The following is a 13,527-nucleotide window of genomic DNA, read 5'->3' as shown; positions in this document are numbered from 1 at the left end:
CCTGATCCGCATCTAGTAATCACCAGACTCGGGACCTTGCGACGTCGCCGCTCCGCGCATCGACACTTGGCGTGAGTCGAATACGCCAGGTGTCGCTTACATTGGACGGCGTGGTCGTCACGAGACGTCCTGTTTTGCACGGTGGAGTGCAGGAATGGATTCGAAGACACTTGCAAGGCCAGCATGTTCGCTGCTTGGAACCCATCGGAGGAGCCAGGATGGCCTTGCCTACAGAGTCAATCTTTTCGATGGTCGGACAACGTCGCGCCGGCGTGGTCGAATCGGATCATGGTGAATATCTCAGGATGCGCTCCCCCTGCGGAGATTGCACCACTTGGGCTATCAAGTGGACGGTTACAGTTCACGCAATCTACTACCTGACATTGCACATCGTAAGTTCGCGGTTCCGTAAGCATGTTCTCGATGACCTTGCACTCGGCTACAGCGCGGCGTTGATCAGCAAGGAAGTCTCCGAGTTCGCAGAGTACTTCGAGGCGTATGTGGAACGGGTTGAGCGCGATCTGGACCCTGAAAGGCTTCGCGCGGGTGAGCACATGTTCGAGTACCGGCGTGTTTGGACAGATCATGCTGTCCGACTGCTTGAGCGGCAGCTTGGACAGGCACGGCGGGCTGGGAAAGCTAGTCGGCGTAGGCGGTAGCTACGGACCAGACGCGTTCGATGGCGGTCATGTAGCTGGCGGTCAAGCCATCCGGCTCGTGAAGTCGAAGGTGCATGACTGGAGCGTGGGCAGCTGGGACGCCGTGGATGTGCACGTTGACCAGAACCCCGCTGTCGGCTCGGTAGATCGAGTCGTAGAGGACGGTGTCGTGGAGGCGGACTTCCACGTGTGGGTGGCGTTGAAGCGGCTTGATGAGGACGAGGGCGTTGCGGATGCGGGCGGCCATCAGGTCGCCGATCTGCTCCTCGGCGCCTCGGGCCGCTACGTGCTGGCTGTTGACGTCGCCCAGAGCGATGCGGATCGGGACGCCGGCCTTGGCCTTTGTCGCAAAGGTGCGGAGGATGACCGGGTCTTCGAGAAGAAACAGGGCGCTATACGCGACGATGTCGATCGCCTCCGTCGCCCTGTGGAAGACCGAACACCAGGTATCGAGCGGGACGAGGCTCCGGTTGGCGTAGGTCATCCGAACCTCGTCCGCGCCGGTCGGCACTTCACGGGGGACTGTGTCGGGCCAGAGGTCGGCGACGGACCAGCCGGTCATGCGGGACAGTTCGTTGCGGTAGCGGGGGTACGGGATGCGGCCGTGGAACCAGCGGTCGACGGTCTTGGGATCGACCTGGAGGTGGGTGGCGACGTCGAGGGCGTTGAGGCCGGCGCTGGCGAGGGCGCGGGTGAGCGGATGTCGCATGGTGACCTCCTGCTAGCCATCGAGTACAGCCGATTCTAGTCAAGAAGTCCCTAGACGTCCCTCGGATGCGGTTCCTGGGTGAGGGCGTACCGGGAAGGCTGGCAAGGGACGGCACGCCTTGGCCACTCGGCTTGCCCAGGCGCGATGTCGCGCGGATGGAAGAGAGACGGGCATGGCAGTGCATGAGGCGGCGCAGCGGGCGGCGGATGCGTTGGCAGGAGCGCTGGAGGAAGCCGGCTTCGACGTCGGGCGGGCGTTTCCAGACCTACGGACCACGGTGGACCAGGCGGGTTCCGCGCACGTCGAGATCGGCCCCATGGCTCCCGACGTCGCGGGACAGCTTGCGGGGCTGCTGACGGAGGCGGCCGGAAGAGGCATCAGCCTGGGAGACTGACGAGCGATCAAACACGGCAGAGAGGGCGTCATGCGGTCAACGGCTTGGGGTGCCTACAAGGGCATCACGGAGGCACTGCGTGCCCGGCTCGCCTCGGGCGAGTTCCAGCCGGGTGCCGCACTGCCGTCCGAGGCCGCGCTAGTCGCCGAGTACGGCGTCGCGCGCAACACGATGCGCCGCGCGCTGGACCAGCTCGCCGAGGAAGGGCTGATCGTCACGCAGCCCGGTAGAGGGCGGCTGGTCAGCGCTCCAGGCGAGCGAAGCGCCCCGAATCAACCCCAGTACCAGCGCATAGCCGCCGACCTCAGAAAGCAGATTGCGTCCGGCGAGCTGGCAGCCGGCGCGCTGCTACCGAGCGAATCCGCCCTGGTGATGCAGTACGGCGTTTCCAGGGGGACGGCGCGACAAGCGCTAGCCGTGCTCCAGGACGTAACGGTGTCGGTGCAGGGCAAGGGTCGCTTCGTCAAGCCACAGTGATCGTTCGCCACTAATCTCGGACATGTGGAGCATGTCCGATGGGCGCGAGACCTTGCGGGCCGGTTGCTGGCCGAGCCGTTGCCGACGCGGTGGGCACACGTGCAAGGCGTCGGGCACACCGCCGAGAACATCGCCCAGGTCGTCGGCAACGATGCTGAGCTGCTGGTCTGTGCTGCCTGGCTGCATGACATCGGCTACGCCCCTGACCTCAACAAGGTGGGCTTCCATCCGCTCGACGGTGCGCGGTACCTCCGCGACGTCGAGCACGCGGACGAGCGGCTCATCCGCCTCGTCGCCAACCACTCCTGTGCGCTGATCGAGGCTCGCAACCGTGACCTCGACGGTGACCTCGCTCAGGAGTTTCCGAGCCCGGCGGACTTCGTCTTGGACGCGTTGACGTTCTGCGACATGACGACCAGCCCCACCGGCGCCCGCGTCAACCTCGAAGAGCGGCTCAACGAGGCGTTCGGCCGTTACGGCGACGGGCACCTCGTCACCCGGTCGCTCACCGAGGCACGGCCGCTGCTGGAGGCGTCGTTACAGCGGGTCGGGGCGGCTCTCTACAGCTGAGGCGAGGGAGCCCTGTTCGTTGCGGTTCCACCGACGACCGGCGCTGTCCAGGAACTCGATCTCGATCGGCTCTGGATTGACGTACGAGCGCAGCCACGCGACCGGCGCGGGTCGCCGGATCGTCTGCCCCGGCGGCACCATCCCGACGAACTCGACGTCCCCAGAAGCCGCAGGATCGGGGAGCGGCAGCTCGACCTCATAAATCGGCATGTCGCTGGCGTTGTGGATGTGAAACGCCAGCTCGCGCGTGCCGTCGGGCTTGCGGTACGCCTCCACCCAGGCACTGATCCGAGCCGCCTGACCGCGTCGCTCGTCCTCGGCACGTTCAGCTTCGCGGTTCTGCTCGCGGCGCAGCAGAACGAACCCAACGACGAACGCGCCGACGGTGCCGAGGGCGGAGAAGACGTCCGCAGCGGTGGCGACCCAGTCGCTATCCAAGGTGCAGCTTCCCGTCGCCCTTAAGGTAATGCGAGATCCGTAGCCGCATCGACCGGTCCATCTGCAACCCGTCAACCGAAGCCGGCGCGACCCAGTGCACCTCCCGCGACTCCGAGCTCGGCGTCGGCGTCCCACCAATCGGCCGGGCCGTATACACGATGGAAAACTCCTGCCGCGCCTCGCCGTTGCTCGTGTACAGGATGATGTGCCGAGGGTCGGTGAAGATACCGACGAGCCCGGTCACCTCGACCTGGATCCCTGTCTCTTCAAGGGTTTCCCGCACCGCACAGTCCGTCATCGACTCCCCCGGGTCCATCGCCCCGCCCGGCAGCGCCCAGTTGTCGTTGTCCATCCGCCGGATCAGCAACAACTCACCAGAGGAGTTGACCACGACGACATTCGCGGACGGCACGACGCTGTTCGCGGGCGGCGCAGCAGGGTCGTCGAAGAAGTCGATACGGCGAGCCAAGACAGGACCTCACTCCAGTGGTGTGCCGGCGTTCCAGACCCGGTCGAAGCTCTCCAGATACGTCCCGACCATGTCCCCACCGTTCACGTGCCGCAGGTGCAGCACCGGCGCGTTGGAGGCGGGCGTGCCGTAGATGTGCGTGTTCACGAGCACCTGGTCGTCGGCACGGTAGATCGAGTTGTAGAGGATCGTGTTGTGCAGCCGGAACTCGATGCCGTCGATGTTCCGGAGCGGCTGATATAGCACGATCGCGTTGCGGCACCGCGCGGCCATGTCCATGTCGATGCCCTCATCGATGCCGCGCTGCACGACCTCGGCGCTGTCCGGGTCGCCGATGAGGATGCGGATGTTCACGCCGTCGGCGGCCTTGCGGCGGAAGATGCGCTGTACGCCGGTGTCCTCGGGGATGAACAGGCCGCTGTATGCCAGGACACCGATCTCGCGCTCGGCGTTGTCAAAGAACATCCGCCACATGTCCGACGGGACCGTCCACCGCGCCGGGTAGATGTTGATGATCTCGCTCTCGGAGGCGTTGGCGACCTGGTCACGGGTCAGCGCGTCCGGCCAGAGATAGGCTTCGTCAACGCCGAGGTGCGCCGCCACGGCGTAGCGGTGACGGCGGTACGGCAGACGCCCGCTGATCCACCGCTCGACGCTCTTGGGATCGACGTCGAGCACATCGGCGAGATTCGTCGGCGTGAGGCCGCGCTCCAGCAGCGCTGAGCGCAGACGTTCGTTCGGCATCGATTCCCCGTCGCAGGACTCCCGGCAGATGCCCACAGTAGGCGAGACATCTTCAACACGTCCAGCCATGACCTGAACACGTCCCGTGCCCAAGCTGCATGCTCATGGCATCGAAGCACAACGAACCTTCACCGGCCATCCGCTTCGCTCTAGACTTGCACATGTACATCATGTGCAAGTTTTAGAAGGAGGGCCGGTGAGCAACCGAAAGGAGCTACGAAGTTGCCTCTCCCCGGCCCGCTCGATGGGGAACGCTGCTGCCCGTGCGGGGCACAGCTCGACCGGGACCACGCCACCTACTGCAAGAAGTGCCGCTCCCGAGTCCGCTGGCAGCGACGGCACACCGGCCGCATCCACCGGCGCCCCGGGCCGTCCACCAACACCCCGAACGCCTGAGCAGAAGGAGTCCACGCTGTTCGTCTCGGTCTCAGCCGTCCTGCTGCTCGGACTGCTCGTGTACCTGCTGTGGCGCTACGCCCGGCTGCCCCTCTGGCACATCGCCGCCTGCACCCTGTTCGGCTACTTCCTCGCCAGCTCCACGATCGGCCCGCACATCGGCCGGCTGATCACCGCCGCCGTCCGCTACCTCGCCGGGGTGGACCTGTGACCAGGCAACGCGACGGCTGGGTGGTCGCCGGCATGCTCGTCGCCGCGACCTCGGCGGCCGTGGCCAGCTTCACCGGCCTGCGCGGCCTCGCGGTACTCAGCGGCTGGCCCGACCGGCTCGCGATCCTGCTGCCGGTCACCATCGATGCGTATGCGATGACCGCCGCGCGGGTGTGGCTGTCCGGCGCCAACCCGCGCCGCGCGGTCCGGTTCGCCCGCGCCAACGCCATCGGCGCCATCACGACCAGCATCGTCGGCAACGCCGTCTACCACGCGGCAGCCGCCGACCTGATCGTCGTGACGTGGCCGGTCGTGGTGGCCGTCGGCGCCGTACCGGCGGCAGTCCTCGGCCTGACCGCTCATCTGCACGCGGTCCGGACCGTCGAGGACAGTCCGGACCCCGGTCCGGACTCGGGTCCGGCTCAGAAGCCGCCGGTCCGGACCGATGACGAACTCCTCGCCGCAGCCCGTGACGCCGACACCAAGCACCGCGCCGCGCACAACGGCCGGCCGATCAGCCGCGACGCGCTCCGCACGGCGCTGCGCATCTCCGGACCGCGAGCGACCGCGCTGCGCCGCCAGCTCGCCGCCGAAACCCAAGCACCCGAACGAAAGGAGGCGCACACCAACTGATGCCCGAGGCACCGAGACCAACCGTCGACCGCAACGCCGTCCTCGCCCACGTGGACGCGGCGCTCAACCGTGGCACCCGCGTCGCCCTCTGGACCGCCATCGCCGATGTCCCCGTGCTCCTAGCCGAGATCGAACGCCAAGCCACGCTGCTGACCATCGCCCGCACCGAGTACGCCAACCTCCTCGCCGCCGCCAACGCCACCCTCGACGCACACGTCGACGGCGACCCCGACCCGCTGACCTACCTCCGCGACGAGGCGCGGCGATGAGGGCGTACGGACGACGCCACCGCGCCTGGCAACGACGGCACAGCCAACCGCTGATGCTCGTCGCCGACGAGCCGAGCCTCATCGCCGAACTCGCCCGGCTGCTCTACCGCTACCGCTCCGAACTCGCCCCGTTCACGACCGCGGCGGCACTGTTCATCACGGCCGCGTTCCTGCACCTGAGCCACCCGACCGCGTGGCCGTGGATCCTCGGCGCCACCGCCGCCGTCATCACGCGCGCCCTCACCCGAGGCGAGCGGCTGGAGGAACGGATCTACGCCGCTACCGCAACGGCGTGTGCAGGCGCCTGGCTCGCCATCGCCGTCACAGCAGGCCCGTGGCACGGACCACTCCCGACGCTGCTGATCGTCGGAACCCTGGCCGGTGCCGTGCCCTGGTGGGCGCACCGGCGCCGCAGAGCACGCGTCCGCGTCGACCGCGCCATCCAGGCGTGGCCGGACATCGCCGACAGCATCGGCCTCGCCGGGTCACGCGTCATGTCCGCCGTGGTCGACGTCTGGGGCTGGCGCGCCCGCATCAAGCTCAACAACGGCCAAACCGTCGCCGATGTCATCAGCCGTGTGCCCGCCATCGAATCCGGCCTCGGCACCCGCACCGGCGCCGTCCGCGTCGAGGCAGACCCCGCACACGCCGGCCGCGCCATCGTCCGGGTCCTCGCCCAGGACCCGCATGCCGGCGCCATCCCCTGGCGCGGCCCGAGCGTCCAGTCGATCGCCGACCCGATCGAACTCGGCGTGTTCGAGGATGCCGCCGCCGTCAAGGTCTCCTTGCTGCGCAAGCACGTGCTGATCGGTGGAACCACCGACTCGGGCAAGAGCGGCGTGCTCAACAACATCCTCGGCAACCTCGCTGCCTGTCCCGACGTCGTTCTCTGGGGCATCGACCTCAAGGGCGGCATGGAACTGCGCCCCTGGGCGTCGTGCCTCGCCAGGCTCGCCACCACACCCGCCGAAGCGGCGGCTCTACTGCGCGACGGCGTCCGCGTCCTCAACGCCCGCGCCGAAGCGCAGAGCCGCAACGGCTCCCGCACCTGGACACCGACATCACAGACACCCGCGCTCGTCATCGTCGTGGACGAGTACGCCGAACTCGTCGAGCAGGCCGCGACAGCCGTCGAGTCAGCCGAATCCATCGCCCGGCGCGGCAGGGCGGTCGCCGTGACCCTGCTCGCCGCCAACCAACGCCCGACCCAGAAGTCCATGGGCGGCGGCGCGCTCCGCTCGCAGATGAGCGTCCGCATCTGCCTCCGCGTCAGGGAACGCCGCGACGTCGACCTCATCCTCGACAACGGCATGCTCAGCGCCGGCTGGCACGCCCACACCCTCGACGCCCCCGGCAAGTTCTACCTCCTCGCCGACGGCCAAACCCAGCCCAGACGCGCCCGCGCCTACCTCGTCACCGACGACGACGTCCAGGCAACAGCCGCCCGCTACGCCGACACACGGCCGACACTCGACGCGCTGTCCGACGCCGCACTCCAAGAACCCGACGACGAACCGGTCATCGAGGGCGAACTCATCGACCCCGAAGTCACCCTCACCATGGCGCTGCGTGACGCCCCGAGCGACGGCCTCAGCGTCCCCGAACTCATGCACCTCACAGGAATGGGCCGCACATGGATCTACGACCGACTCCAAACCCGCGCCGAACACGGCACCGCCCGGCAGGTCAGCCGAGGTCGCTGGCGCGCCGACTGAACGTCCGCACGGACGTCCGTCCGCCCCGCGCACGCGTCTGCGCCCCAAACGCGCGGGCGGACGACGGACGGACGTCCATAGCAGCCCAGGGAGGAGGCGCCCGCGCACCGACGCAAGCCCAGGAAGCGACGGCTCGTACACGTCGATGAAGACCTGCTCATCAGAGCACTCGTGCTGATGGCCGAGGAACGCAGACGGACCAAACCGGAGGACTGAGATGACCCGCCACCACGACCGGCCGACGACGACCCGCAAGCGCGCGTTCAGCTACCTGCGCGTGTCGTCGGCCGGTCAGGTCAACACCGACTACGACCCCGAAGGCATCTCGCTGCCCGCCCAGCGCGCCGCCATCCAGGGCCGCGCCGCACAGCTCGACGCGGACATCGTCGCCGAGTTCATCGAGCCCGGACGGTCGGCGACGACCACCGACAAGCGGCCAAGGTTCCAGGAGATGATGGCGCGGCTCAAGGCCGAGGGCGGCATCGACTACGTGATCGTCTACGCCCGCTCCCGGCTGCACCGCAACAGCATCGACGCTGCGATCACCAAGCGCGACCTCCGCAGGGCCGGCGCGACGCTGATCTCGGTCATGGACTACACCGAGGACACCGCCATCGGCGACCTGGTCGCCACCGTCCTCGACGGCGTCAACGAGTACCAGTCCCGGGCAGCCGGCGCCGACATCGCGTACAAGATGGGGCAGAAGATCGCGCGAGGCGGCACGGTCAGCAAAGCCCCGATCGGCTACCTCAATGTGCGAGAGACGTTCGAGGGCCGCGAGGTGCGCACCGTAACCGTTGACCCGGAGCGCGGCCCGCTCATCAGGATGGCGTTCGAGCTGTACGCGACCGGCGACTACGGGTTCCACGCGCTGATCGAGGCGCTGTCCGACGCCGGTCTCCGCACCAGACCGACGAAGCGGTTCCCGACGGGCACGCCGATCTCGATTAACTCGCTCGGGAACCTGCTCCGTGAGCGGTACTACCTCGGCCTCGTCACCAACAAGGGCCAGGAGTACCGAGGCAGGCATGAGCCGCTCGTCAGCGAGGAACTCTTCGCAGAGGTGCAGAAGATGCTCGACCTGCGCAGGGCGGGCGGCACCCGGGAGCGCACACACAACCACTACCTCAAGGGCGTCGTCTGGTGTCACCGCTGCCAGCGGCGGCTCATGATCATGCGAGGCAAGAGCCACACCGGCAGCCTGTACTTCTACTACTTCTGCCAGGGACGCCAGAAGTACCTCTGCGACCTGCCGTACCTGCCGACCGCCAAGGTTGAGGCCGCGATGATCGACAACTACGCCACGGTGATGCTCCCGGCAGAACTCAGCGCCCGGATCGCAGGACGGGTCAGCGACGTGCTGAACCACTCGACCGCGACGCGGGACGAGGTCCGGCAGAAGGTCAAGGCGCAGCTTGCCAAGCTGAACACCCAGGAGGACCGCTTCCTCGACCTCGTCGGCGACGACGACTGGCCCCAGGACAAGATCGCTCAGCGCCTCCGGGTCATCCGCGACGAGCGGTCGAGGCTCGCCCGGCAGCTCGAAGAGGCGCCGGACACCGGCGCCGCGCACGAGACGATGCAGGAACTCCTAGATCTCCTGAGAGACCCGCAGGAGCTGTACCGCCAGGCAGGCGTCAAGGCGCGGCAGGCGCTCAACCGGACGTTCTTCGAGAAGGTCTACCTCGACGCCGACGACCAGGGGCCGTTCGTGGCCTCCGACGACCTCGGCGCCCAGGTCAAGCCACTGGCCGAGATAGCAAGAGGCGGAGCCACCGATGTCGGTGACCCCGCCTCTGATGGCGATCTCCTCCGCGCCGCTCTTGCTGGCGCGGGTTCGATTACGCCCTCCATGGTGGAGGTGCCGGGAATCGAACCCGGGTCCTTCGTTGCTTTGCTAGGGCTTCTCCGAGCGCAGCTCGCTGTGTCTCTACTCGGCCCTACCGATCACGCGAGCGAGTCGGTATGACGGGTCCAGTCGCGATTGATCTCGCCGCACGAGCCCCGCGACAGGACTCGGTTGGCCAGCCTTCTAGCTGATGCCGGTGATCGGGTCGAAGGCGAACCCGGACCGACAGATCTCTACCCTTGCTTAGGCAGCGAGAGCGAGATCGGAGCGCTTGTAATTGGCGCTTATACTTTTCCGACGACTGATTCGCGAGACAACGTCGGCTTCCTCGGCTCGCTTCCCCTAGCGCGGCGCACAAAGTCGAAACCAGTCACCCCCGCGCGGGTGGTGTTGGCTGCCGCTCCCACAAGCGACTGATCTAGAGTAACGCCTTCCGTCCAGCTTTTCATCCCGATACCTGGGTGCACGGACGGCCGTCGATGGTGCAGGTGAGCGGGGCGTTGCGGACGCCGAGGCCTTCGACCTCGAAGCGGAGGGTGGCGGTGCCGCCGGGGCGGACGGTCCGGGTGCTGTCGACCGGGGTGAAGATCGCCTTGAGGCCGGCGCGGGTCATGACGGCGCCGTCGACGTTGCGGACGGTGAGGTCGAGCAGGGGCAGGACGACGGCGACCGTCCAGTCGGTGCTGGCGGCCGGGCCGGGGTTGGTGACGGTGACGGTCACCCGGTAGGACGTCAGCGTGAGGTCCTCAGTGCGGCTGCTGGCGGTGAGCTGCGGACCGGACGCGGCCGCCACTCTGGGCGCGGCCGTGGCCGACGGCAGTGCGGTCGCCGCGGCGGAGCTCGCCGCGACCAGGGCGGGGCGCGGGGACCGCTCGGCCGGCGTGCCCGGGAGCGTGGCCTGCACGGGCCCCTCGACGCCGCCGCCGGTGCGCGGCGGCTTGGCCGGGTGCGGCGCGGTGGCCTTGCCGACGAGCAGGGCGATCATCGCGAGCAGCAGCAGGATCGCGGCCGCCGCCGCCACGGCCTGGCTGCGACGGTCGGCGGACCAGTCCCGAGCGGCCGCGACGCGTCGTACGCGCGACATGATGGCGTTTGCGGCAGATGTACCGACGGAGCCCAGCCGACGCACGCCTGCCGCGATGCCTGATGGCCGCGCGGACCGGTGACTGGGTGCGGCGGCGGTCGGCGCGGCGGGCGGGGCGGTGGCCGGGGTGACGGTCGGGGCGACGACGGGCACAGCCGCGACCCCGGTCGCCCGGGCGCCGAGGACCGCGGCGGCGAAGCCCGGCATGGTGGTCGTCGGGCGCGGGCCGGCGGTGGAGCGGGTGTGCGAGCTGAGCCCGGGCGCGGAGCGGCTCGGCGCGTTGGGCTGGCGCGGCAGCCGGTTGAACGGCCCGCCGTCGTTGCGCCGCACGGCGGGCGGAGCGTCGACGGCGGTGACCGGGGCGGACGGCTGGGCGTGCTTCTTCAGGGTCGCCGCGAGCGGGCCCTCGAACAGCTGCTGGTACGTCCTGCGCAGCACCCTGCGCCGCATCGTCCCCTGCGGGCCGAGAAACCCGCTCTGGGTCATCGTGAGCCGGGTGTGTCCGCCGGCCAGCTCGTCGAGGGTCAGCGCGACGACGGTGTGCAGGTTCTCCCCCGACCAGCGCATGACCAGGCGGTGCGCCGTCTCGGTGGTGACGATCTCGCCCTCGATCGGGTCCTCGAGGCCGGCGAGGGCGGTCGCCTGGAACGTGAACGTGCCGTCGTCGCGGACCATGAACCGGGTCGTGGGCAGCCAGTCGGTGACGAGGTGGGCCTCGGTGAGCGCACGCCACACCGCGGACGGTGGGTGCTCGAGGTCGACATCGACCCGAATCTCGGTCACGCACGGACTATATGGCTTGCACGCATTGCTCGCTCGCCTGACGAGCACTACTCAGCCAGGCGAGACGATTTACTCGGTTCTGCCCTTGTTGCGGCTGCCCATGACGCGAGAGATCTCCCGCTCGGCGTCACGTTTCGCCAGCGACTGGCGCTTGTCGTAGGACTTCTTGCCCCGGGCGAGGCCGATCTCCACCTTGGCCCAACCGTCGGCGAAGTACACCGAGAGCGGCACCAGCGTGAGGCCGCTCTCGCGGACCTTGTTGCCGATGCGGCCGATCTCCTGCCGCTTCAGCAGCAACTTCCGGACGCGACGGGGAGGGTGGTTCGTCCAGGTGCCCATCGTGTATTCGGGGATGTGCATCGCATGGAGGAACACCTCGCCGTCGGAGATCTGCCCGAACGCGTCGACGAGCGAGCAGCGCCCGGCGCGCAGCGACTTGACCTCGGTGCCGGTGAGCACGACGCCGGCCTCGATCGTCTCGAGGATCTCGTAGTCGTGGCGCGCCTTCCGGTTGGACGCGACGACCTTGCGTCCCTTTTCGCGCGGCATCGACCCCTCCACAAATCTTGATAGGAGTATCAGCGTATCGCGCGCGGCAAGAAGGTTTCGGTCAGCAGAGACAGCCCGGCAGCCAGTTCAGCGGCTGGATGGGGCTGCCGTTGAGGCGGACCTCGAAGTGCAGGTGGTTGCCGGTCGACGCGCCGGTGGTGCCGACCCGGCCGATGAGCTCGCCGCGGTGCACGGTCTGGCCGACGTGGACGAGGATCTGTGACTGGTGGCCGTAGCAGGTTGCCAGCCCCTTGCCCTGGTAGAGGCCGTGGGAGATGCAGGTGTAGTTGCCGTTGCCGCCCGCCCATCCGGCCCTGACCACCTTGCCGTCGGCGGCCGCGACGATCGGCTGGCCGCCGCCGGCGGCGACGTCGATGCCGGCGTGCAGCTGGTACACCTTGTAGACCGGGTCGAAGCGCATGCCGTAGTTGCTGGACTTCCAGCCGTGCACGGGCATCAGGAAGAAGGCGCCGGTCTTCGGCGGGATCGCGGTGGTGAGCGGCGCGCCTCCGGTGCCGGTCTTGCCGGTCTTGCCGGCCGCCTTGGCCGCCTTCGCCGCGGCCGCCGCCTCCGCCGCCGCGGCGGCCCGCAGCTCGCCGGCGACGCGGTCGCTGTCGACCTTGAGCTGCTGGTAGCGGGCGAGGACCGCGGTGCGTTCGGAGTTGGCGACGGCCTCGGCCTGCGCGCTCTTGTCGATGAGGGCCCGGACGTCGGCGGCGGCCTGCTCGGCGCCGGCCTGCGCGGTCCTGCTGTCCTGCAGCGCCTGGCGGGTCTGCTCGGCCGCCCGGCGGGCCTTGTCGCGGGCCAGCTCGGCGACGGCGAAGCGCTGCTTGGCCGACATCCTGGCGCGGGTCAGCTCGTCCAGCGCCCGCTGGCTCTCGGCGGCGACACGGTCGAGGTAGGAGATGCGCAGCGCCAGGTCGTTCGGCGAGCCGGACTCGATGATCGAGTTGAACATGGCGAAGCCGCTGCCCTTGTACGTGGCGGCGACGAACACGGACACGTCGGCGCGACCCTGCTCGACCTCGGCCTTGGCGGCGTCGTAGTCGTCGTCGGCCGAGTCGAGCACGGCCTCGGCCGCGTCCCGGTCGCGCTCCGCCTGGCGGGCGGCGGCGTCGGCGGCGATGACCCGGCCCTTGGCATCCTCGAGGGCGTCCTCGGCGCCGGGCAGCGCTGCGGTCGCCGCGGCGTGGTCGGTCGCCGCCTGCTGGGCCCGCTCGGTGGCCGCCTCGAGGGTCGCCTGCGTCTCCTGGATCTGGCGGTCGATGCGGGCCTTGTCGTCGCGGGCGTCTGCGTGCCCGGCCGTGCCGCTGCCCAGCAGCACGACGAAAGCCCCGACGGCGCAGAAGATCCTGATCCGGTTCACGTAACCCTCCAGTACCACTTGAGGGTTACCGTACGCAGCGAAAGACCCATAAGTCCGGAATTTTGGCGAAATGCCCCTATCGTGGTGCACTTCGGATATACGACGAGGGGTGGGCCGGAAACCGGCCCACCCCTCGTGGAAACAGCCCGCGGGGGAGCACCCCCACGAGTACCACCGCCAGATAGAAAAGAAAAACGGAGGGTTAGGGAAGAG

The 13,527-nt window shown here is 68.6% G+C and carries 14 protein-coding genes, 1 other RNA gene and 1 pseudogene; 8 read left to right on the top strand and 8 right to left on the bottom strand.

Features of this window, described 5'->3' with window-relative positions; all coding sequences use genetic code 11:
* Window positions 1-639: 639 nt before the first annotated feature.
* Window positions 640-1,368, bottom strand: coding sequence for an XRE family transcriptional regulator (locus tag ABZ321_RS38300; RefSeq protein WP_354900447.1), 729 nt, complete (start codon window positions 1,366-1,368; stop codon window positions 640-642).
* 172 nt (window positions 1,369-1,540) lie between these two features.
* Between ABZ321_RS38300 and ABZ321_RS38295 the strand changes: the two genes are divergently transcribed.
* From ABZ321_RS38295 to ABZ321_RS38285, 3 genes are all read left to right on the top strand, one after another.
* Window positions 1,541-1,762 carry a hypothetical protein gene (locus tag ABZ321_RS38295; protein WP_354900445.1) on the top strand — a complete coding sequence of 74 codons (222 nt, stop codon included), beginning with the start codon at window positions 1,541-1,543 and terminating at the stop codon, window positions 1,760-1,762.
* Window positions 1,763-1,792: 30 nt separating this feature from the next.
* Complete coding sequence (locus ABZ321_RS38290; RefSeq protein WP_354900443.1) at window positions 1,793-2,239, top strand: GntR family transcriptional regulator; 447 nt, start codon at window positions 1,793-1,795, stop codon at window positions 2,237-2,239.
* Window positions 2,240-2,338: 99 nt separating this feature from the next.
* Entirely contained in the window at window positions 2,339-2,809 is a 471-nt protein-coding gene (locus ABZ321_RS38285; protein ID WP_354900441.1) for an HD domain-containing protein, read from the top strand.
* On the opposite strand, the gene ABZ321_RS38280 is transcribed toward ABZ321_RS38285, so the two are convergent.
* Genes ABZ321_RS38280 through ABZ321_RS38270 form a run of 3 tightly spaced genes read right to left on the bottom strand, consistent with a single transcriptional unit; the run spans window position 2,777 to window position 4,553 of the window.
* Window positions 2,777-3,247 carry a hypothetical protein gene (locus ABZ321_RS38280; RefSeq protein WP_354900439.1) on the bottom strand — a complete coding sequence of 157 codons (471 nt, stop codon included), beginning with the start codon at window positions 3,245-3,247 and terminating at the stop codon, window positions 2,777-2,779. The genes ABZ321_RS38285 and ABZ321_RS38280 overlap by 33 nt on opposite strands.
* Window positions 3,240-3,716 (bottom strand): NUDIX domain-containing protein, encoded by a 477-nt coding sequence (locus ABZ321_RS38275; protein WP_354900437.1) that lies wholly within the window; start codon window positions 3,714-3,716, stop codon window positions 3,240-3,242. Before ABZ321_RS38275 ends, ABZ321_RS38280 begins: the two co-directional genes overlap by 8 nt.
* Window positions 3,717-3,725: 9 nt before the next feature.
* Complete coding sequence (locus ABZ321_RS38270) at window positions 3,726-4,553, bottom strand: helix-turn-helix transcriptional regulator (protein ID WP_354900435.1); 828 nt, start codon at window positions 4,551-4,553, stop codon at window positions 3,726-3,728.
* 103 nt (window positions 4,554-4,656) lie between these two features.
* Here ABZ321_RS38270 and ABZ321_RS38265 point away from each other — a divergent pair, with 103 nt between their 5' ends.
* From ABZ321_RS38265 to ABZ321_RS38245, 5 genes and pseudogenes are all read left to right on the top strand, one after another.
* A complete protein-coding gene (locus ABZ321_RS38265) occupies window positions 4,657-5,067 on the top strand; it encodes a hypothetical protein (protein ID WP_354900433.1) in 411 nt (136 codons plus the stop codon).
* Window positions 5,064-5,699: a DUF2637 domain-containing protein gene (locus tag ABZ321_RS38260; protein ID WP_354900431.1), complete on the top strand. Its 636-nt coding sequence runs from the start codon at window positions 5,064-5,066 to the stop codon at window positions 5,697-5,699. Before ABZ321_RS38265 ends, ABZ321_RS38260 begins: the two co-directional genes overlap by 4 nt.
* Entirely contained in the window at window positions 5,699-5,968 is a 270-nt protein-coding gene (locus tag ABZ321_RS38255) for a hypothetical protein (RefSeq protein WP_354900429.1), read from the top strand. The genes ABZ321_RS38260 and ABZ321_RS38255 overlap by 1 nt, the downstream gene beginning before the upstream one ends.
* Complete coding sequence (locus ABZ321_RS38250; RefSeq protein WP_354900427.1) at window positions 5,965-7,683, top strand: FtsK/SpoIIIE domain-containing protein; 1,719 nt, start codon at window positions 5,965-5,967, stop codon at window positions 7,681-7,683. The genes ABZ321_RS38255 and ABZ321_RS38250 overlap by 4 nt, the downstream gene beginning before the upstream one ends.
* 217 nt (window positions 7,684-7,900) lie before the next feature.
* Window positions 7,901-8,920, top strand: a pseudogene (locus ABZ321_RS38245) (recombinase family protein); the annotation flags it as partial.
* Window positions 8,921-9,536: 616 nt separating this feature from the next.
* On the opposite strand, the gene ssrA reads toward ABZ321_RS38245, so the two are convergent.
* The 4 genes from ssrA to ABZ321_RS38225 form a co-directional block, all read right to left on the bottom strand.
* Window positions 9,537-9,910: a transfer-messenger RNA gene (ssrA, locus tag ABZ321_RS38240) on the bottom strand.
* A 67-nt stretch (window positions 9,911-9,977) separates the two neighbouring features.
* Window positions 9,978-11,399, bottom strand: coding sequence for an SRPBCC domain-containing protein (locus ABZ321_RS38235; protein ID WP_354900425.1), 1,422 nt, complete (start codon window positions 11,397-11,399; stop codon window positions 9,978-9,980).
* Window positions 11,400-11,468: 69 nt separating this feature from the next.
* Window positions 11,469-11,948 (bottom strand): SsrA-binding protein SmpB, encoded by a 480-nt coding sequence (gene smpB, locus ABZ321_RS38230; protein WP_344501593.1) that lies wholly within the window; start codon window positions 11,946-11,948, stop codon window positions 11,469-11,471.
* A gap of 61 nt (window positions 11,949-12,009) precedes the next feature.
* A complete protein-coding gene (locus tag ABZ321_RS38225) occupies window positions 12,010-13,314 on the bottom strand; it encodes a M23 family metallopeptidase (RefSeq protein WP_354900423.1) in 1,305 nt (434 codons plus the stop codon).
* Window positions 13,315-13,527: the final 213 nt, after the last annotated feature.

It is taken from the genome of Dactylosporangium sp. NPDC006015, from assembly GCF_040614215.1.
Lineage (GTDB): Bacteria > Actinomycetota > Actinomycetes > Mycobacteriales > Micromonosporaceae > Dactylosporangium > Dactylosporangium maewongense.
The sequence above is the reverse complement of the archived record's forward strand: the minus strand, read 5'-3'. Positions and strand labels throughout refer to the sequence as shown.

Bases quoted from the DNA above. Each gene is read 5' to 3' on its own strand.
- ABZ321_RS38250 (WP_354900427.1), top strand. From the start codon at position 5,965: ATGAGGGCGTACGGACGACGCCACCGCGCCTGGCAACGACGGCACAGC.
- ABZ321_RS38300 (WP_354900447.1), bottom strand. From the start codon at position 1,368: ATGCGACATCCGCTCACCCGCGCCCTCGCCAGCGCCGGCCTCAACGCC.
- ABZ321_RS38295 (WP_354900445.1), top strand. From the start codon at position 1,541: ATGGCAGTGCATGAGGCGGCGCAGCGGGCGGCGGATGCGTTGGCAGGA.
- ABZ321_RS38290 (WP_354900443.1), top strand. From the start codon at position 1,793: ATGCGGTCAACGGCTTGGGGTGCCTACAAGGGCATCACGGAGGCACTG.
- ABZ321_RS38255 (WP_354900429.1), top strand. From the start codon at position 5,699: ATGCCCGAGGCACCGAGACCAACCGTCGACCGCAACGCCGTCCTCGCC.
- smpB (WP_344501593.1), bottom strand. From the start codon at position 11,948: ATGCCGCGCGAAAAGGGACGCAAGGTCGTCGCGTCCAACCGGAAGGCG.